This is a genomic window from Streptomyces sp. NBC_00057 (genome assembly GCF_045041165.1).
Classification (GTDB): domain Bacteria; phylum Actinomycetota; class Actinomycetes; order Streptomycetales; family Streptomycetaceae; genus Streptomyces.
The window spans coordinates 8,176,658-8,195,062 of record NZ_CP108256.1; the positions used below are offsets into that span (position 1 = coordinate 8,176,658).

Annotated in this window: 16 protein-coding genes and 1 pseudogene; 10 read left to right on the plus strand and 7 right to left on the minus strand. The window is 68.0% G+C overall.

Features of this window, described 5'->3' with window-relative positions:
- Positions 1 to 47: 47 nt before the first annotated feature.
- From OG953_RS38425 to OG953_RS38435, 3 genes are all read right to left on the minus strand, one after another.
- On the minus strand, positions 48 to 2,582 hold the full coding sequence (locus OG953_RS38425; RefSeq protein ID WP_405692308.1) for a Pls/PosA family non-ribosomal peptide synthetase: 2,535 nt from the start codon (positions 2,580 to 2,582) through the stop codon (positions 48 to 50).
- Positions 2,583 to 3,405: 823 nt separating this feature from the next.
- A complete protein-coding gene (locus OG953_RS38430) occupies positions 3,406 to 3,936 on the minus strand; it encodes a 2Fe-2S iron-sulfur cluster-binding protein (protein WP_405690241.1) in 531 nt (176 codons plus the stop codon).
- Positions 3,933 to 5,474, minus strand: coding sequence for a molybdopterin cofactor-binding domain-containing protein (locus OG953_RS38435; protein WP_405690242.1), 1,542 nt, complete (start codon positions 5,472 to 5,474; stop codon positions 3,933 to 3,935). The genes OG953_RS38430 and OG953_RS38435 overlap by 4 nt, the downstream gene beginning before the upstream one ends.
- Positions 5,475 to 5,682: 208 nt before the next feature.
- On the opposite strand from OG953_RS38435, the gene OG953_RS38440 reads away from it, so the two are divergent.
- The 3 genes from OG953_RS38440 (at position 5,683) to OG953_RS38450 (ending at position 8,161) form a co-directional block, all read left to right on the plus strand.
- The gene (locus OG953_RS38440) at positions 5,683 to 6,612 is read left to right on the plus strand and encodes a TIGR03619 family F420-dependent LLM class oxidoreductase (RefSeq protein WP_405690244.1); all 930 of its coding nucleotides are present in this window, start codon (positions 5,683 to 5,685) and stop codon (positions 6,610 to 6,612) included.
- A 136-nt stretch (positions 6,613 to 6,748) separates the two neighbouring features.
- The gene (locus OG953_RS38445) at positions 6,749 to 7,582 is read left to right on the plus strand and encodes a cytosine permease (protein ID WP_405690246.1); all 834 of its coding nucleotides are present in this window, start codon (positions 6,749 to 6,751) and stop codon (positions 7,580 to 7,582) included.
- Between the two features lie 105 nt (positions 7,583 to 7,687).
- Complete coding sequence (locus OG953_RS38450; protein WP_405692310.1) at positions 7,688 to 8,161, plus strand: amidohydrolase family protein; 474 nt, start codon at positions 7,688 to 7,690, stop codon at positions 8,159 to 8,161.
- Here the strand turns inward: OG953_RS38450 and OG953_RS38455 are convergent.
- Positions 8,130 to 8,927 carry a serine hydrolase gene (locus OG953_RS38455; protein WP_405690247.1) on the minus strand — a complete coding sequence of 266 codons (798 nt, stop codon included), beginning with the start codon at positions 8,925 to 8,927 and terminating at the stop codon, positions 8,130 to 8,132. The two genes, OG953_RS38450 and OG953_RS38455, sit on opposite strands and share 32 nt — an antisense overlap.
- Positions 8,928 to 9,709: 782 nt before the next feature.
- Between OG953_RS38455 and OG953_RS38460 the strand changes: the two genes are divergently transcribed.
- Positions 9,710 to 11,155: a glyceraldehyde-3-phosphate dehydrogenase gene (locus tag OG953_RS38460; RefSeq protein WP_405690249.1), complete on the plus strand. Its 1,446-nt coding sequence runs from the start codon at positions 9,710 to 9,712 to the stop codon at positions 11,153 to 11,155.
- A gap of 443 nt (positions 11,156 to 11,598) precedes the next feature.
- On the opposite strand, the gene OG953_RS38465 is transcribed toward OG953_RS38460, so the two are convergent.
- Positions 11,599 to 11,958 (minus strand): peptidoglycan-binding protein, encoded by a 360-nt coding sequence (locus OG953_RS38465; protein ID WP_405690250.1) that lies wholly within the window; start codon positions 11,956 to 11,958, stop codon positions 11,599 to 11,601.
- A gap of 1,074 nt (positions 11,959 to 13,032) precedes the next feature.
- Between OG953_RS38465 and OG953_RS38470 the strand changes: the two genes are divergently transcribed.
- Positions 13,033 to 13,131 carry a hypothetical protein gene (locus OG953_RS38470; RefSeq protein WP_405690251.1) on the plus strand — a complete coding sequence of 33 codons (99 nt, stop codon included), beginning with the start codon at positions 13,033 to 13,035 and terminating at the stop codon, positions 13,129 to 13,131.
- Between the two features lie 86 nt (positions 13,132 to 13,217).
- Here the strand turns inward: OG953_RS38470 and OG953_RS38475 are convergent, their stop codons facing one another.
- Both OG953_RS38475 and OG953_RS38480 read right to left on the minus strand, forming a co-directional pair.
- On the minus strand, positions 13,218 to 13,373 hold the full coding sequence (locus OG953_RS38475; protein ID WP_189277832.1) for a hypothetical protein: 156 nt from the start codon (positions 13,371 to 13,373) through the stop codon (positions 13,218 to 13,220).
- A gap of 118 nt (positions 13,374 to 13,491) precedes the next feature.
- On the minus strand, positions 13,492 to 13,644 hold the full coding sequence (locus tag OG953_RS38480; RefSeq protein ID WP_405690252.1) for a hypothetical protein: 153 nt from the start codon (positions 13,642 to 13,644) through the stop codon (positions 13,492 to 13,494).
- A gap of 190 nt (positions 13,645 to 13,834) precedes the next feature.
- On the opposite strand from OG953_RS38480, the pseudogene OG953_RS38485 reads away from it, so the two are divergent.
- The 5 genes and pseudogenes from OG953_RS38485 (at position 13,835) to OG953_RS38505 (ending at position 18,291) form a co-directional block, all read left to right on the plus strand.
- Positions 13,835 to 14,571: pseudogene (locus OG953_RS38485) on the plus strand (SAM-dependent methyltransferase).
- A 285-nt stretch (positions 14,572 to 14,856) separates the two neighbouring features.
- Positions 14,857 to 15,195 carry an antibiotic biosynthesis monooxygenase gene (locus tag OG953_RS38490; protein ID WP_266364369.1) on the plus strand — a complete coding sequence of 113 codons (339 nt, stop codon included), beginning with the start codon at positions 14,857 to 14,859 and terminating at the stop codon, positions 15,193 to 15,195.
- Complete coding sequence (locus tag OG953_RS38495) at positions 15,192 to 16,079, plus strand: NAD(P)-dependent oxidoreductase (RefSeq protein WP_405690254.1); 888 nt, start codon at positions 15,192 to 15,194, stop codon at positions 16,077 to 16,079. Before OG953_RS38490 ends, OG953_RS38495 begins: the two co-directional genes overlap by 4 nt.
- On the plus strand, positions 16,076 to 17,050 hold the full coding sequence (locus tag OG953_RS38500) for an amidohydrolase family protein (RefSeq protein ID WP_405690256.1): 975 nt from the start codon (positions 16,076 to 16,078) through the stop codon (positions 17,048 to 17,050). The genes OG953_RS38495 and OG953_RS38500 overlap by 4 nt, the downstream gene beginning before the upstream one ends.
- Positions 17,047 to 18,291 (plus strand): cytochrome P450, encoded by a 1,245-nt coding sequence (locus tag OG953_RS38505; RefSeq protein ID WP_405690258.1) that lies wholly within the window; start codon positions 17,047 to 17,049, stop codon positions 18,289 to 18,291. Before OG953_RS38500 ends, OG953_RS38505 begins: the two co-directional genes overlap by 4 nt.
- Positions 18,292 to 18,405 lie beyond the last annotated feature (114 nt).

Below are 18,405 nucleotides of genomic sequence, written 5' to 3' on the forward strand. Positions count from 1 at the left end.
AATCACCGTCGCGACTGTGCTGTCCAGTGCCGACAAGCGCAGCGCTGCTACCTCTTCCGCGTCAGTGCCTCGGGCTGATAAGGGGCATCTCGCGTTTCCGTGGCGGGGTTTCCTCCCCAGCGTGCGTGCTGTGGGACTTCCTCGCCCTTCATGAGGAAGGAGTCGGGGGCGAGCACCGCGCCGCTGCCCATCGTCACGCCGTAATGCACGTGGGATCCCACACCGAGGGTGCAGCCGACGCCGAGGGTGCTGCGATCGGACTTGAAGGTGCCGTCCTCCTGCGAGTGGCACTGGATCTTGCTTCCCGCATTGAGCGTGCAGTCGTTCCCGATGGTGGTGAGCGTCCGCTCCGTCAGATAGCAGCCGTCATCGAAGACCCTGCTGCCGATCCGAACCCCCAGCATCCGCCAGATCACGTTCTTGAAAGGGGTGCCGTTGAAGACGTCGAGGTACGTGTCAGGCACCTTCCAGAGGCGCTCGTGCCACCAGAAGTATGGGTCGTAGATGGAACACAACTGCGGTCGCAGCGCACGGAATGCCGCGACGCCGCGCTCCACCAGTACGTAGTAGACGGCGGTGAACCCAAGGCTGAACACCAGGAACGCGGCGATCAGTACATGCCCGTAAGAATCGTACAGATCGACGTTCGCGAGGCCGAGCAGCGTGAGCACGAAGAAGTGCAGCCACCGCACGAGCAGGAAGAAGACCATCGAGCGGATGTTGTAGCGGTTCTTTGCGGCGAGGCTGCGGCGCAACTCGCCGCCGGTCCGGAGATGGTCGAACCGGGAGTCGCGCTCAACCGACCGGGGAATCTCGAAGCACGGCGAGCCGAGCAGGCCCACCCCCTCGCGTACCTCGCCGTCGAGCGGAACCATCACCTTCGTCGCGAGGAGGCAGTTCTTGCCTGTCCTGGCCCCTGAGGGATAGGCGATGTTGTTCCCGAGGAAGTTGTTTGGCCCGATCGAGGCCCGGGACACCCGGAAGGACGTGCTCGAGAAGTCGGCATTCACGATGGAGAGCCCGTCAGCGACCATCGTTCCGCTGCCGAAAGAGCACAGATACGGGGTCTCGTGTTGCACTTCTGTGCCGAAGTTCGACCCGGTCTGCTCGACCCGGGACAAGTCGTATCCGAGGCCGCGCAAGTAGTGGACGATGTAGGAGCTGTCACCGAACAGCCATTTGAAGAACTTTACGTTGGTCATGCGCCCGATCGCCCGGTGCGCCGAGTAATGAAACCCGTAGAGCGGATAGACCTTGTCCGGTTTGACGACCAGGTTCAGCAGCCGTGGAACGGTGAACATTACGGCCAGGCCCACGACGACGAAGCCGAAGAACAGCACGAAGGAAAGGACCAGCGCGTCGATGTAGAGGTCCGGCGATGTGAACCCCACCGAGCCCGGGCCCAGCCGGTTGTGCAGCGCCGGAACCAGGGTCGACAGCATGTACGCGCCCCCGACGGTCAGCGGCACGTAGAGGAAGAACAGTTGAAGCACGGTGATGAGGCCGAAGCCGGCCCGGCGCACAGTGCCGCACTCGGCCGGCCCGATCCTCAGGTAGTCATGCGCCGTGAGCTCTGCCGGGGATCCGTGCCAGCGCTGGCCGTCCGGGACCACCTGGCCGCTGTACAGCGTGGACGTGTGGCCGAGTTGCGCCCCGTCGCCCATCGACGTGTCGATGTCGAGCACGGTCTTCTCGCCGATGAACACGTCCCGGCCAAGGGTGACCCGGCCGGTCTGGATACGGCCGGCGTGTGCCCGGTAGCAGAGGAAGAACGAGTCTTTGCGGATCACCGTGCCGGCGCCGATCGTGAGCAGGTCGGGGCAGGCCGGAACGCTGTGGGAGAGGATCGTGACCCCCTTGCCGATCCGTGCGCCCAGGGCTCGCAGGTACAGCACGTACAGGGGATTGCCGACGAAGAAAATCATCGGATTGGCATGGATCAGCACCTTGACGGTCCAGAAGCGCAGATACGTCAGACCCCAGACCGGGAACTCGCGCGATTTCCACCGGCCGACGAGGAGCCATTTGGCCACGATCGGGAAGGTACACAGACCGACGAAGCCGACGCCGCCGAAGACGAACGATCGCACGTAGACGTCGACCACATCCGAGGCGGCGGAGACCCATGCATAGCCTCGGTCGGCAGTGAATCCTGCGAGGACGGAATACCCCAGGAAAAGCAGGAACTGCAGCGTTCCGCAGAGGACGTACTGCACCGTGCCGGCCGGAGTCACCACCTCGGGCGACACCGGGACCGACGACTCGACAGGGATGGGCGCGGCGTCCGCGAGCCCCGTCGCCAGGCTTCGGATCGTCGGGTGCCGGTAGATATCCTTCATCGACGCCGACGGGAGGTCCGCCCGCTTCCTGACCCGTGCGCAGAAATGGGCCATCACCAACGAGTTGGCGCCGAGGTCATCGAAGAAGTGGCTATCGACCGACACCCGTTCGACGCGCATGACGTCAGCCAGCACCTCGGCGAGGTCTGTCTCGATTCCGGTCTTCGGGCCGGTGTACCTGCGCACGTCGATCGCAGAATCATCCGGACCGGGCATCAAGACTTCGACTGATTTCTCCTCCATGCGGGCTCCTTGAGGAACTTTCGAGTGCCGTCGGCCATTACGGTCGGCGCCCCGTACTCGCGCTTTTTCGATGGCCGGAGCGAGCAGTCCGGAAGTCACGAGGTCGGGATCGGTTGTCCGATTCCCAAACCGTCGCCTTAGTCTCAACTGTCCACCGTCAGGCTGCCACCCGAACATCCCCCAAAAGAGGGTCACCGGCTCGCAGGGGCGCGTGGAGATGGACAAGGCGGTCGGGATCGATGCCGAATGCGCCGCCCTCTCCGGACGGGCGCCGTCTTGTGGACAGGCGTGACCGTCCGGGGCAGCGATCGACCCGTACCCGCCGCGTTGTACGGAGACGATTTCGGCAGTGATGGAGAACGCGGTGTCCTCCGGGGTGACGGTGCCCAGGTCGAGGCCGATCGGGTGGCGCAGGCAGGCGAGCAGGTTCGCGTACAGGCGTTGGTGAAGGTGGTGCGGGCATCGCACACGGTGACGTGTAACCCCAGGAATCGGTCGGCCCCGGAGAACGAGGTGGTATGGTCCCGCGCGCGGAAGATCGGCTGTCGGGGTGGTACCGTCAAAGGTTCGAGACCGGGCGGACGGGGCGTTCTCGTGGACACGACCTCCAGGTCCGGCCCGCGGATCGCGCTCTCGGTGCGGCCGCCGCGGACACGGCCGAGCGCAGTACCGTCAGCGCGCGGCGAGGGTTGTCCCGACCTGGCGTGCCGCGTTGCCCCGTACGGGTGGGATCGCCGTCGTTGTGCCGGCACAGCAGCTCTGCCGCCAGGTGGCGCAAGGGTTGCCTTCTCAGCAGTGGGTGTACAGCGGTTGACGGCCCGGGTCACATGTTCTCCGCGCCCGCCTTGATGGCCTCCCGGATACGCGTGTACGTGCCGCAGCGGCAGATGTTGCGGATCTCGTCGAGGTCGCGGTCCTCGATCTCGCGGCCGTCGGCAGCGGCCTGCCGGACCTTGGCGACGGCGGCCATGATCTGGCCCGGCTGGCAGTGTCCGCACTGTGCGACGTCCAGGTCCAGCCAGGCTTCCTGCATCGGGTGCAGATCCTTGCCGACGGTGGCGGGCAGCCCCTCGATCGTGGTGATCTCGTCGTCCGGCGTGATCTTCGACATGGTGCCCGTCGCGCGGGCGTACGCGCAGGCGATGGTGGCGAACACCGGCGCGACCCCCAACTCGCCCGCTCCGGAGAGCTTGTCGCTGGTGCTCGGCATGACGACGACCCGTAGTTCGGGCGGGGTGTTCCACTGCCGTGTGTAGAAGTAGTTGTCCCAACTGCCCTCCAGCGGGATGCCGTCCTTGATGTGCAGGCTGGAGGTGAGGGCCATGGCGAGGGCGTCGTCAAGACCGCCCCTCATCTGGGCCTCCAGGCCGCCGGGTTGATGGCGAATCCCGCGTCGATGACCATCAGGGCCTTTGTGACGCGCGGTCCCGTCACCGCGTCCCGGATCTTCCGGTTGACGGTCTCCTGCCGACAGCCGATCTCGACGAGCGTGGCGACCGCGCCCCGGTACTCCGAGTGCAGGCCGATGCCCTGGGCCACCCTCGGGGGCAGTGACCTGCCCCAGTCGCCTTCGTCAACCGCCTTGTCCAGGACGGCGCCCAACCGCTCGTCCTTGAGGAACTCGCGGCGCAACTCCACGGGGTCCTTCCCCATCTTCGCGGCAAGCCGATCGACGACCAGCTCCCGCGCGCACGCCACATTCGGGGAGTAGATGTCGCGCATGCTGCCCGTGTTGAACTTCAGCGGCACCTCGTTGAGCAGCTGGGTGGTGACACCGAAGTCGTACGGCGAGGACTGAGTCAGCTCGTAGATCGTCTCGGCGAACGTCAGGTTGCCCGCGACGGGCAACTTCGCCGCCGTCGACGTGATCATCTCGCCGAGACCGTGGCCGAAGTCGGTCTGCGAACCGGTGTGCCGCTGCTCGTAACTGAGGACGTTGCCCAGCGCGTATGTCGCGCGTACACGTGAGACGCACATCGGATGCGTACGGCCCTGACGGAAGTTGTCGGGACGGGACCACGACAGCTTGACCGGTTTGCCCATCTTCTGAGAGATCTCCGCTGCCTCGGCGGCCACGTCGTGGAAGAGATGCCGGCCGAAGGAGCCGCCGCCCTCCACCACATGGACGGTGACCGCCTTCTGGGGCAGTCCCAGGCGGGTGGCGATCTCGCGCTGGGCCACGATCGGCACCTTCAGGCTCGCCCAGATCTCGGCGGGGTCGGCGCGGACGTCGGCGATCGCGTTGTCGGGCTCCAGCGGGCTGTTGCTGGCGAACACGAAGGTGAACTCGGCGTCGAACTTCTTGGTGAGCAGGGGCGGTACGATCACGGGCAGGGCGGACGCCTTGATCTTGCGCAGTACGGTGTCGTCCGATTCCCCGTCCACGGTGCCCGGCCCCCAGGTCACCTCCAGTGCCCGCAGCGCGTCGATGCACTGGCTGAACGTCTCCCCGCGGACGGCCACGCCGTGCTCGACGGCCGCGACATCGGTGATGCCCGGCATCCGCGCGACCACATCGGCGTTGTGGACGGTCTCGACCGTCCCGTTGATCGTCGGCGGTCGGCGCACCATGGTCGGTTTGGCGTCGGGGACTTGGTGGTCCATGCCGAACTTCTTGCGGCCGGTGACGATGTCGAGTGCGTCGATACGGTTCTGGGGCGTGCCCAGAACCGTGAACTCGTCGGGCGACTTGAGAGGTGCGGCGGCGGGAGCGGCTGTCCGGCTCGCGCGCCATGGGTGTGTTGATGACTCGACACGGCAGCAGTGCCGGCCGTGCTTTCCTGCGCCGTGCTTGCCCTGGTGCACAGCAGCGTGGCGGCCGGCGGCCTCGCTCTCGGCGTCGTGATGGCCAAGGTCTTCGCCGCAGTGGCACGGGGCGTCCCCGGCGGCCATCGCAAGCTCGCGACGCGCCGACGGGCCGGTGTCGTGGCGCGCGCCTCCTCTGAGCGCGATAGGTGACGAGTCCGGCCGGCGCGGTGCAGGAACGCGACGTTCGCGTTCGGTCCCACCGAACCTTGATCACGTTTCGACGGACACCGGGTAAGGAACAAATGGGTGTCCTAAGTCAGTTGTCCAGCAGGCATCATGAAGGAGTGCGTACATGACGATCTCTCTCGGTCTCGGTCTCCCGCAGATGAAGCAGTACGACATCGGCCGCGATGTGGCCACCGTGGCGCGCGCGGCGGAGGAGACCGGATATGCGAGTCTTTGGGTCTTCGAGCGTGTCCTGTTTCCCGAGCCCGCCACCCAGGGGCTGTACGGCGTACCGGGGCTGCCGTGGCCCGACCAGTACCGCAGTGTCGCCGACCCACTCGTCACACTCGCGCTGGCCGCCGCGGCCACCGGCCGGGCCCGGCTCGGCACCAGCGTCCTGGTCGCGCCTTTGCACGTGCCGTTCCAGCTGGCCCGTTCGCTCGCCTCGCTGGACGTCGCGAGCGGTGGGCGAGTGATCGCGGGCCTCGGCACGGGATGGTCTCTGGACGAGTATGCGGCCGCCTCCGTCGCGCCTTTCGAGAGGCGTGGTGCGGTGCTGGACGAGCTGCTGGACGTGTGCGCGGCCGTCTGGGGTCCGGACCCTGTCTCCTACGAGGGCGAGCTGACCACCATCGCCCCGTCCGAGGTCGGCCCCAAGCCGGTGCACCCCATTCCGGTCTACCTGCCCGCGAACAGCCCGCGCGCCACTCGCCGTCTGGTCGACCGGGCGGACGGCTGGATGCCCGTGGCCATGGGCACCGCTCGGCTGGCCGAGGAGTGGCAGCGGGTACAGGAGGTGGCCGCCGAGCGCGGTCGGGAGCGTCCGGTCGACGTCTGCGCCCGTGCCAATGCGCGGTACAGCGCCAAGCCGTTCGAGGGTGCGGGCCGACAGCCCTTCCACGGGAGCGTGGCGCAGATCGTCGAAGACCTGGTGGCACACGCCGAAACGGGCGTAGCGGAGTTCCTGCTGGATCTCCAGGGCGCGACGCGCGACGCCGCGGAGCTGATCGACGTGGCGGCCGAGGTGTACGAGGCAGCGCGAGCCGCGGGCGTCTGACGATCGCGCGATGGTGTCCGGGCTTGCTGCCCGGCGCGGACGGACTGCGGAGACCGTCTGGCGGCCGGCCTGTTGATGCGTCCCAGTCGTGCGTCGGCGTTGGTCGCAACCGTCGCTCGGAGGGGTGCTGGGACGGATGCGTTCGTCCCAGCACCCCTCCGGCCCGCACGGGCTGTCCGCATCCCGCTCAGCCGGGCATCCTCCAACGCTGTCCGGACGGCTGTCCCGCGGCGCGGATCACCGGCTTCGCACCGTCCGTGGCGCCGCCCTCGGCATGACGCTGGCGTGCCCGCGGCCGGGCCAAGTGATCGGGCCGCGCGGCGCCCTCGGCGGCTTCGTGTCGTCGGTCGCTCTGGGCGTGGCGGGGGTGGCCGCAGCCACGCAGACGGACATGACCGACGCCGTGGCGGGCACGGAGCAGCTGCTGCCGGGATGGTTCCAGCCGCTCTTCCTCGCTCTCGTCCTCGGTGGCTCGGTCACCAACTCGATCGTCACGCTCTACTCGTCGAGCCTGAACCTTCAGGCGCTCGGCGTCCCCTGGAGGCGTTCCAAGGCCATCGCCATCAGCGCGGCCGTCACCGCTGCGGGCTCTCTCTGCGCGCTCTTCCTCACCGATTTCACCAGCTCGCTGCTGTCTTTCCTCTCCCTGCTGATCACCGTGTTCGCGCCCTGGGGCGGCGTGTTTCTCACCGACATGCTGATGCGCCGCTGCCACTACGACCCACCGGCCCTGCACGCGGGTCCGGACGGCGCCTACTGGTACCGGTCCGGCTACCACCCTGCCGGTGTGGCCGTGCTCCTCGTCGGCATGGCCTTTGCCGCGCTCACCTGCGACTCCGAGCTGTGGACCGGCCCGCTGGTGGTGCCGCTGGGTGGCGCCGACCTGACTTTGCTCGGCTCACTCGTGTCGGGGCTCGTCTACTGGATGCTCGCCCGACGGGCCGTCGCCCCGCACACCGACCCTTCCTGAACGGCTTCCACGCGGCGCCCACATCAGGCCCGCGCGGCAACGCCCTGCCGAAATACCCGCACCGTCAGGAGTTACCTCACATGGCCATCGCCGCTCACCCCGCCCATCTCGTCGTGCGCAACGCCCGTATCCACACCGTCGACCCGGCGCTTCCCGAGCTTCGCCGCACTGGGCGTGGTTGCGTGCATGCAGCCCTGTCACAGCGCCCCGGAGGTCGCGGGACCCGGCAAGGACTGGGCGGAGAACATCGGTGCCGACCGCTGGCACAAGGCATGGCCCCTGCGCAGCCTGTACATGGCCGGGGCATTGCTCGCGCTCTCCAGCGACTGGAACGTGGCCGAGATGGACCCGATGATCGGCATCTACACCGCCGTCACCCGGCGCCCCCTGGGCGGCGGTGAGCCCTGGATGCCGCAGGAGACGATCAGCGTGGAGGCCGCGGTCCACGGATACACGATGGGCTCGGCATACGCCAACTTCCTTGAGCACGAACGCGGTTCGCTGACGGTCGGCTTGGAGCAAGCGCCTTCCGCTCAACGGCTCGCCGTCAAGCGGCATCCGTCAGGTCACGATGGATGATGCGGGCCGCTCCTTCGACTGTGCCGACGCCGTAGTCCATGGTGCGATTGCCGGTCGAGAGCACAGCCATGCCGTAGTTGTGACCACTGTCGGTGAAGGCGCCCACGCTGTTCACCCGCCATCCGCCGGTGGTGCGCGGCAGCCAGCCATTCTTGACGTGCACGGATGCCGTAGCGGGTGATCCGGCGGGCACCCCCCACGTCTGGCCGGGGGTGACGTGATTCATCAGATTGAGAGCGTAGCTGCGTGAGGAGGGGGTGAGCACCGCATTCTCCGTTGTCAGCAGTTGCATGAGCCGGAGCTGGTCGCCGGCGGTGATCTGAGTGAGGCCCCAGCTTCCACCTGCAGCGGGAACGGTGTGCCGCATCTGTGCCAGAGCCAGAAACTTCTTGAAGCCGGCGGAACCGATCTGGTGCCAGAGGGCGGAGGTCGAGTCGTTGTCCGACTTGGTGATCATGGCAGTGGCCAGCTTCACCTCCCGCGGAGTCAGCTTCCGGTGTGCTTCCTCGGCCTGCCGCAGCAGTGCTCCGAGCACCGAAACCTTCACCACGCTGGCGGAGTCGAAATGCGTGTCGGCCTTGAGTTCACAGGTGGTTTTGGTGATCCGGTCGTAGAGGGCCAGCGACCATGTGCCCTGTCGCCCGTTGAGAGCCCCGGCTATGTCGTGGGACAGCTCGGAGGCCAGTCCTGGCTTCTTCGAGGTACAGACGACCTTCGAGCCTCCCGCCGTGGCATTGGCGGTGCTGGCCGACGCCGGGGTTGCCAAGGCGAATACGGTGAGCAAGGAGCTTGCGGCCAGGGCAGTGGCCAGACGGCGCCGTGAGCAGGTCAATATGTGTGATCCATGCATGAAGGCTGCGTCCTGTCTCACTGTGTGCCGTAGGTCATCTCGTCGGACCGCGCGCGACTGGCTGAGAGTCGGGCTCCTGCTGCGTTTGCTTGCAACCGCTCAGCGAAGTGGGCTGCGGCAGGTGGCCGCCCTGGCATCTGTTCGGGCCGCGGAGAATCGATGAATGGGAATCGGGGCACAGCGAAACCGGATCGGATCCCAATTCATAGGCCACGGCGACCATACGTGGCCCCGAATCGAGGATCTTGAATATTCGGGGCGAAATGTCCGATATGGGGACTTTGTCGATATGTGACGTTCGTCAAATCGGCAGCCCCTGAAGCGGCGCCTCCGAACGCCGAGTCGGCAGGGCGGTCCACGTCCTGCCCGGGCTGTGCGGGCGCGCCGACGGGGCGCATCTTGATGCTCGGGCCGCTCCGGGAGCGTCTGATCCCGCGGTCGGCCGACTCGTCGTCGATCCTGTCGGGTGGCTCCTGTCGGAGATCCCCGACTCGCCGTTCCGTAGGCCCGGAGTCTGTTCCGGTCCGGCGCATCCCGCGCCTGGGCGTCGTTCCGGCGGAGGCTGTGGTGATGGCTGCTGTCACCGTGCAGTGGACCGGGGAGCCCGATCGCGACATCCCGCTCGGATGGCACCGATTGAATGATCAAAGTGGCGGGGGGTTAGCATATGAGCGCCGCCTAGCTCGAAAGATAAACCTGTGACTGTCAATGACGACTCGTTCACCAATTGGAAGAACCGCGAGGAGATCGCGGAGTCGATGATCCCCATCATCGGGAAGCTGCACCGGGAGCGGGACGTCACAGTCCTGCTTCACAGCCGCTCCTTGGTGAACAAGTCGGTGGTCAGCATTCTCAAGACCCACCGATTCGCCCGGCAGATCGCCGGTGAGGAACTCTCGGTCACCGAGACGCTGCCGTTCCTGCAGGCTCTTGCCATGCTCGATCTCGGCCCCTCCCAGATCGACATCGGCATGCTCGCCGCGACGTACAAGACCGACGGCCGCGGTCTCTCGGTGGCGGAGTTCACCGCCGAGGCCGTCGTCGGCGCCACGGGTGCCGACAAGATCGAGCGCCGCGAGCCGCGCGACGTCGTGCTCTACGGGTTCGGCCGCATCGGCCGCCTTGTCGCCCGCCTGCTCATCGAGAAGGCCGGCTCGGGCAACGGCCTGCGCCTGCGCGCCATCGTCGTCCGTCGGGGCGGCGACCAGGACATCGTCAAGCGCGCTTCGCTGTTGCGCCGCGACTCCATCCACGGCCAGTTCCAGGGCACGATCACCGTCGACGAGGCGAACAGCACGATCATCGCCAACGGCAACGAGATCAAGGTGATCTACGCCAACGACCCGTCGGAGGTCGACTACACGGCGTACGGCATCAAGACCGCCATCCTCATCGACAACACCGGCAAGTGGCGCGACCGCGAGGGCCTGTCCAAGCACCTGCGCCCCGGCATCGACAAGGTCGTCCTGACCGCGCCGGGCAAGGGTGACGTCCCCAACATCGTGCACGGCGTCAACCACGACACGATCAAGCCGGATGAGCAGATCCTGTCCTGCGCGTCCTGCACCACCAACGCGATCGTCCCGCCGCTGAAGGCGATGGCGGACGAGTACGGCGTCCTGCGCGGCCACGTGGAGACCGTCCACTCGTTCACCAACGACCAGAACCTGCTGGACAATTACCACAGCTCGGACCGCCGCGGCCGCTCGGCGCCGCTCAATATGGTCATCACCGAGACCGGTGCCGCCTCCGCCGTCGCCAAGGCGCTGCCCGACCTCAAGGCGCCGATCACCGGCAGTTCGATCCGCGTTCCGGTGCCGGACGTCTCGATCGCGATCCTCAGCCTGCGGCTCGGGCGCGAGAGTACCCGCGAGGAGGTTCTCGACTACCTCCGCAACGTGTCGCTGACCTCTCCGCTCAAGCGCCAGATCGACTTCACCACTGCCCCCGACGCGGTGTCGAGCGACTTCATCGGCTCGCGCCACGCCTCGATCGTCGACGCAGGCGCCACCAAGGTCGACGGGGACAACGCGATCCTCTACCTGTGGTACGACAACGAGTTCGGCTACTCCTGCCAGGTCATCCGCGTCGTCCAGCACGTCTCCGGGGTGGAGTACCCGACCTACCCGGCCCCGGCGGTCTGATCTCGGCGGACTGTCCGATCCGGCGTCCCGGCAGGCGGGGCGGCAAGCGATGCCGATCGGCATCGCCTGCCGCCCCGCCTGCCGCCACCGGAAGCGGCCAGCTCACCAACGTCGATCTGCGACCCACCACCGCATGCCACGTCCGCGTGACAGCGACCGGCACGGCCGGCAACTGGTGGAGCCTGGCCGACATCCGCCTCTACCGCTGACCACGAGATCCGCGGTGGGCGTGAGGCCGGCTGCCCGCAGCGGGGCTCGGCCCGGGGACCGGTGGGCGGGTGATGGCGGCGCCCGGGCAGGACCAGCAGCGGGGCGAGCCCGGGACGGCCCGGGCCCGACAGTGGGGAGAGCTCCGCCTGCGGGCAGCCATGCCGGTCCTGCGCAGCCGACGTCGGGCAATGGTGCAGTTCCGGCGACAGCAGTCCCGGCCAGGCCCGGGCAGCTCACTCCGGATACGGGTCGTAGCAGTCCAGTGCGGGGTGGTAAAGCACCTGCCAGGTGTCCTCCTCGACGACCCCGGTCCTGTCCAGGCCGTGGCACCCCTGAATCCAGATGACCTTCTTCGCCGTGGCTGAGCCGAAGACCCCGTCGACCGCGAGTTTCGGAACACCGCCCCACACATTGCTCAGACACTGCGCCTGCTTTACGGACAGACCGGTGTTCACGTATGTGAGCTCGGGACGATCGGTGGAGGACGTGTAGGAGCATGTCTCCTCAGCGGCGGCCGCATCGTGCGTCGTCGTCGCCAAAGCCCCGGCGGTCAGCAGTGCTGTGCCGAGGGCCGCACACTTGCGACGGATCATGTCGGGCACTCCTCTCCGTATGGGCATCTGCGTCTCCATCAAGCATGGGGGTGCAAGCGTCATCCCACACATTTGGACCGCCGCTCCCGTGCGAGGTGCACCGGCCGGTCCGCAGGACGGTCGGCCGGGGCGCGGACGACTGCTTGGTGAGGTCAGAAGCCTTCGGGGCGGTGTGGACAGGGTGCCCAGCCGGGCGGCGCCGGCCGTGGCCCTCGGGAGGCAGACGTCGGCGGGGGAGGGGGGTGGGAGGCATCGCAGCTTGGAGCGACCGCTGCCGCCGTGCTGCTCACATGCCACGGCTCGGCGCGGTGCGGGCGGCCAGGGCAGCCAGGCTGTGCAGGCGCTCGTGCTCGGCCTCCTCAGCCTGAGGGCCCGAACCAGGGCTCGACGACGGACGGGCTGGGCCGACGGCAGGGTGCGGTCGATCGGCGTCTCGAATCACCCCCCGGGCTCCTGCGCACTCTCATGGACCGCACCGACGTGGTGCCGGCGGTGAATCAGGTCGAGCTGCACCCGTACTTCATCCAGCCGGAGCTGCGCGAGATGCACGCCCAACTTGGCATTGTCACCCAGTCCTGGTCGCGGCGGGATCACCCTCACGCCGGCTCGGCGGCACCCTGGCCCTGGCCTTCTTCGGCGGACTGGTCGCGGGCCGGGCGACCTTCTTCCACGGTCTGCGCACCAGTCTGCTGACGGCCGCACTGCCCGTGCTCGCAACCACGGCGGCCGGCCTGCTGCTGAGATCCGCCGCGCAGCGATGACGGCTGCATGCGCACTCACACACTCACAGTCAGGAGAAGAGCCCATGACGACATGGGCGAGCGACGAGCTCGACAGCATCGAGAACGCGGAGGAACTGGAGATCGCGTCCCTGCGGCGCGACGGCTGACTGACCGGACGGCGGACGATCTGGGTCGTCCGCGTCGACGATGACATCTACGTCCGGTCGTGAACGGCCCTCCGACTGGTACCGCAGTACCCGCGCACGCCAGGAAGGCCGCATCCAGGCGGGCGGCGTGAACAAGGACGTCCCCGTCGTGGACCGACGAAGCCATCAACGATCAGGCCGACGCTGTGTACCACGGCAAGTACGGCCACTACGCCGCGTACATCGTCGATGCCATCACGAGCCCCGGGGCGAACTCCACCACGATGCAGCTCGTCCCGCGCTGAACAGGCCCCCCACCAGACTTCGAAAACCGCTCGGTTCTCCGGCGCGAACCGGCAAGGAGCGGCCACCGTACAGCTGCCGCCTCTTGTCAGGTCTCCGTGTCCTCCGCGCGCCGCTCACCCTCCGCCTGGGACGGCTGGGTTCGCGTCGTGGCGGGGTGCCGCTCCTCGGCCGGATTCATGTCCTCTTCCAGCCTCTCGCCCTCTGCTTGCGACGGCGTCGGGTACTCGTCGTTCTCGCTCATGGCCGCCTCCACGGTCGGAACGTATGCATACAAAATGAGCGTAACGTCCAGTCGGGCAGCACGTCCACGACGCGTCAGTGGGATTTCCGCGCTCAGCCCCCAGCACGTGGCGAGGAGCTCACCGGGCCGGAACGCCCCCGGCCGACTCGTCAGCCATGGGCCCGCTGCTGGTCATCGCGCCCGCGGTGGCGTCACCGGCGAATTGCCGGCCGACATGTATGCGACGGACCGGTTCCTGCTCCAGCATGGCGAGGACCGCTGCCCGTGCCACCGTCCTCGCGGTGGGGTCCACATCCGCTGCCGGAGGGGCATCGAACCGGGGCCGGCGGGTCGGCGACGCTGTCGCAGCCGGTGGACGTGAAGCGGGTCGGATCCCGGTTCCCGATTGTTTTCTGACAGGGAGTCGAGTCCCCAGAGGAAAAAGACATGCGTGCGATCCTCGGCGCTGTCAGGCTACGCCGGTGAACCGTGAACAGATCTCCGGGCATGCCCATGCCGACCACCCGATCAAGTCCCCTTCGACGACGAATCGGTGCGACAACTGCTGGAACGTGGCGTCCCGCGTGGCGACGAGCGGGTACTCGACCTGGGTTGCGGCGGCGGGGAATGGCTTCTGCGCGCCCTGAAGACGCACCCGCACCTGCTTGCCGAGGGCGTCGACAACTCCGAGCACGCGCTTCGGCAGGCCCGTGAGGCCGCGAGTCGCCTCGGCGTCCGCACGCGCCTTGCACTGCACCACCAGGAGGCTGCGGACTTCCGTTCCACGTACTCGTTCGACCTGGTACTCGGCGTCGGGGCCACGCATGCCTTCGGCGGCCTGCTGCCCACCCTCGCGGCGGCGCGCAAGCACCTGGCCCCGGGCGGACGCGTCCTGATCGGCGAGGGCTTCTGGGAACGTGAGCCGTCACCGGAGGCCGTCGAGATGTTCGGGGACCTCACCGACCTGGCGACCACCGTGGACCGTGTCGTCGCCGACGGGTGGACTCCCGTCCACGGGCATATCAGCACGCGCCGTGAGCTGGAGAAGTACGAGTGGGCCTGCTGGGGAGCACTCGCCTCGTGGGCCCCGGACCACCCTGCCGACCCGGACAGCTCGCACGTGCTCGAGACAGCCGCGATCCGCCGCACCGAATGGTTGCGCGTCTACCGGGACATGTGGGGCTTCGTCAGTCCGGTCCTGCGCCGGACATCCGACTGACCCCGGACGAGCCCTGGCGCCCCGGCCCCGCCCCGACAGATCGTGCAGGCACGTCCGGGCCCCGCGGCGTTCGACGAGTCGGCCGAGTCCGAGGCGGGCTCCGGCCCCAAGGAGCGGTTCCGGGTGGGCGCCGAGCAGGCCCTTCCGATCTCACCCGACCGCGCCAGCAAACGTGGGGGCTGCCTTCTCTCCATTGGGCTGTGGCCACGCCGGAGTTGCGTGGCCACGGGGGCCATGAGTCTGTGGGAGTCGTGCTCTGACAGATCTCAGCCTTCAGGAGAAGACATGCACGCTGAGCAGAACGGCCGCTCGGCCGACAGGCTTTCCGTGGTGTACACGGTCCACGTCATCGAGGGCGGTGAGCAGGGGTTTCTGGAGGCGTACGAGCAAATAAGGAAGTCCGTCGCCAGCGTCCCGGGACACATCATCGACCGGCTCGGAGAACCCATCGACGACTCCCGCCAGTGGGTGATCACCAGCGAGTGGGAGACGCCCGACCACTTCTTCGCCTGGCAACAGGGCGAGGACCATCGCGCACTGCTGGCTCCGCTGCGCGTCTGGGTCGACCAGACCCAGTCGCTGCGATACCGGGTCATTCAGGAGACCGTGGGGGTGAAGGCATGACGCACCCCACCACTGGCCCCGTCGCCATCCTGGGGCTCGGCACGATGGGCACCGGCCTGGCCACTCGCCTTCTCGAGCAGGGCGTTCAGGTGCGGGTCTGGAACCGCACCCCGGGGCGGACCGAACCGCTCGCCCGGGCCGGCGCCGTTGCCGCAGCCCATCCGGCCGATGCCGTCGAGGGCACGAGCGCTGCCATCTGCACCGTGACCGACGGCGATGCCCTCGCCGCCGTACTGCACGGACCGGACGGGATCCTGACCGGGGGCCCGTACCCCGGAGCCCTGGTCTGCGCCAGCACGGTCGCCCCCGAAGAGGTCGTCCGCCTCACCGGCGACACACACTCCGTTCTGGACGTCGGCATGCTCGGCAACCGGGAGCACGCCCGCAGCGGTGAGCTGCGGCTGTTCGTCGGCGGCGAGGAACGGGTCTTCACCGCGGGGCGGCCGCTGCTCGAACTGCTGAGCAAGGAGGTCGTCCACCTCGGCGAACTCGGTTCCGGCATGCGGATGAAGCTGCTCCTCAACCTGCTGATGGGGATCGAGGTGCAGGCTCTGGCCGAGGCCGTCGAGCTGGCGGCCGCCACCGGACTCGACCGGAAGCTCGTCCTCGGCGCGATCGCCGGCAGCGGCTTCGCCTCGCCCGTCATGGCGTTCAAGTCCAAGCGGCTGGCAGCCGGGCGTTTCGACAAGCCCGACTTCCGGCTGAGCCTGATGGCCAAGGACCTCCTGCTCGCTGCCGAGCAGGCCGCGGCGGCCGGACTGCGGCTCCCCCTCGTCGACGCAGCCGCGCAGACCCACGTCCGCGCCACCGACCAGGGACACGGCGACGAGGACTGTGTCGCCGTCGCCCACGCACTCACACCGAACCCGGGAACCCACACGTGATCATCGACATCCACGGACATCTGTCCCCACCGGAGGCCGCCCGAAGCTTCCCCATGCCTCCCAGCCTGACCGACGTCGACGGAATGCTGGCCGCCCGCGCCCAGGCCGGCATCGACCTCACCATCATCGGCAGCCCGGTCGGCGCCGGCGCCATGGCGCGGGTTCCGGGCGTCGACAACTACGCGCAACCACGAGACCGGCTCCGAAGCTTCCACGCCTGGATGTCGGGCCTGATCGCCACCTTCCCGGACCAGTTGCGCGGGTACGTGTACGCCAACCCGTTCGGCGACGACGATCACCTGGAAGGAGTCCGGGAGACGCTGGCGGATCCCGCCTTCGTCGGCCTGATCACCACCTCCAGCGTCCACGGCGAACTGCTCGGCTCTCCGCGAGCCGACTCCTTCTTCGCACTGGCGGCCGAGACGGGAGTACCGGTCCTGGTGCACGCCCCGGCCGAACCGATCGGCACGGACCGGGTCGACGACTTCGGCTTCGTCGAGCAGATCGGCCGGTTCGGCGACGTCACCATGGGCATGGCGATGATCGCGTTCGCGGGGTGGCTGGACAAATATCCCGGCCTGCGGCTGATCGGTGCCACCGGCGGCGGTGCGCTGGCGTTGCTGCCGGAACGCCTGCAGACAGCGGCGCGTCCCCGGCACTGGGGCGGGGGCAAGCCGCCGGCGCCGTCCTCGGCCCCGGCTCCGTCCTCCACTCCGCCGTCGGCCGACCCGGGCGGTGCACTCCAGCGCATGTATGTCGACACCAGCACATTCAGCCCGGCGCACCTGGGCCTCAACGCGGAGGTGCTGGGGCCGGAGCGGATGCTGTTCGGCACCGACTCGCCGCCGATGTCCGTGCCCCTGAAGGAGTTCATGCGCCTGATCGAGAAGCTGCCGGTCGACAAGGCGTCCCAGCAGCTCATCCTCGGCGGCAACGCCGAGGCCCTCTTCGATCTCAGGAGCCGTCCGTGACCACTGTGGACGATCCGGTCGCCGCAGCCGAGCGGTGCACCCCCGAGTTCCGACGGAACCCGCACCCGGTCTACGCGAGCCTCAGGGACACGGCACCCGTCTGCCCCATGCGGCCGCCGCACGGCGTCGACACGTACCTGATCACGCGGTACCAGGACGCGAGAGCGGCCCTGGCGGATCCGCGGCTCAGCAAGGACATGTACGGGGCCATGGACGCCTACCGGAGGATCTTCGGTGACTCGTCCGTGGCTCTGGACGACCACATGCTCAACTCCGACCCGCCCAAGCACACCCGGCTGCGCAGATTCGTCAGCTCCACGTTCACCCCGCGTCGCGTGGAGTCGCTGCGGCCGCGGATCCAGGACATCGTCGACACGCTGCTGGACAACTGTGCGACCCGCGAACCGGTCGATCTGCTGCCCGCGTTCGCGTTCCCGCTGCCGATCATCGTGATCTGTGACCTGCTCGGCGTGGCGCCGGACGAACGGTCGGAGCTGCAGCGCCTGTCCACCACGGTGGCGCAGACAGGATTCAGCAAGGAATCCAAGCAGGCCCAGCAGAAGGCGGAAGAGAACCTGCACACGTACTTCGCGGATCTCCTCTCGCGCAAGCGCAGCCGCCCGGGTGAGGACCTGCTCAGCGCGCTCACCGCGGCCCAGGACGAAAATGGCGGGCTCACCGAGCAGGAGCTGATCTCGACCGCGTTCCTGCTGATGTTCGCGGGGCACAAGACGACCGCCTACCTCATCGGCAACGCCGTCCACCATCTCCTCACCCATCCTGCGCAACTCCGCGCCGTGCAGGAGAACCCGGAGTTGGTCGGACAGACTGTGGAAGAACTGGTGCGCTTCGAGGGCTCGGTGGAGAGCGCGACGTTCCGCTTCGCGACCGAGGACGTAGAGATCGCCGGGACGCGGATTCCGAAGGGATCCCTGGTTCAGATCGCGCTCAGTTCGGCCAACCGCGACCCGCTGAAATTCGACTCTCCGGATGAGTTCGATGTGAAGCGACCGGCGAATGCGCAAAGTGCCCATCTGGGGTTCGGGCACGGCATCCACTACTGCCTGGGAGCGCCTCTGGCCAGACTGGAGGTGCAACTCGCTCTCACGGGTCTGTTCAGCCGTTTCCCGAGTGCGGCTCTGGCGGACCCCGCGCGTGAGGCACCCTGGATGGAGGTTCCGTTCCCGGCCTTCCGCGGCCTCGCGGAGCTGCCTGTCGTGCTCAAGCCTGCCGTGCCGTGACCCACAGCGGGAAGACACCGGCATCCTGTCCGGGCCGCCTTGGAGACCCCGGGGCGGTCCGGCCGCCTCGGGGTATCGATTCCGGATGCGGCGGCTGTCCGACGTCCCGACCGT

What these genes read in the sequence shown, in the direction of transcription:
- OG953_RS38430 (WP_405690241.1), bottom strand. Translation starts at nt 3,936, where the DNA reads ATGAGGGGCGGTCTTGACGACGCCCTCGCCATGGCCCTCACCTCCAGC.
- OG953_RS38495 (WP_405690254.1), top strand. Translation starts at nt 15,192, where the DNA reads ATGACGCACCCCACCACTGGCCCCGTCGCCATCCTGGGGCTCGGCACG.
- OG953_RS38440 (WP_405690244.1), top strand. Translation starts at nt 5,683, where the DNA reads ATGACGATCTCTCTCGGTCTCGGTCTCCCGCAGATGAAGCAGTACGAC.
- OG953_RS38465 (WP_405690250.1), bottom strand. Translation starts at nt 11,958, where the DNA reads ATGATCCGTCGCAAGTGTGCGGCCCTCGGCACAGCACTGCTGACCGCC.
- OG953_RS38475 (WP_189277832.1), bottom strand. Translation starts at nt 13,373, where the DNA reads ATGAGCGAGAACGACGAGTACCCGACGCCGTCGCAAGCAGAGGGCGAG.
- OG953_RS38425 (WP_405692308.1), bottom strand. Translation starts at nt 2,582, where the DNA reads ATGGAGGAGAAATCAGTCGAAGTCTTGATGCCCGGTCCGGATGATTCT.
- OG953_RS38445 (WP_405690246.1), top strand. Translation starts at nt 6,749, where the DNA reads ATGCGTTCGTCCCAGCACCCCTCCGGCCCGCACGGGCTGTCCGCATCC.
- OG953_RS38435 (WP_405690242.1), bottom strand. Translation starts at nt 5,474, where the DNA reads ATGGCCGCCGGGGACGCCCCGTGCCACTGCGGCGAAGACCTTGGCCAT.
- OG953_RS38490 (WP_266364369.1), top strand. Translation starts at nt 14,857, where the DNA reads ATGCACGCTGAGCAGAACGGCCGCTCGGCCGACAGGCTTTCCGTGGTG.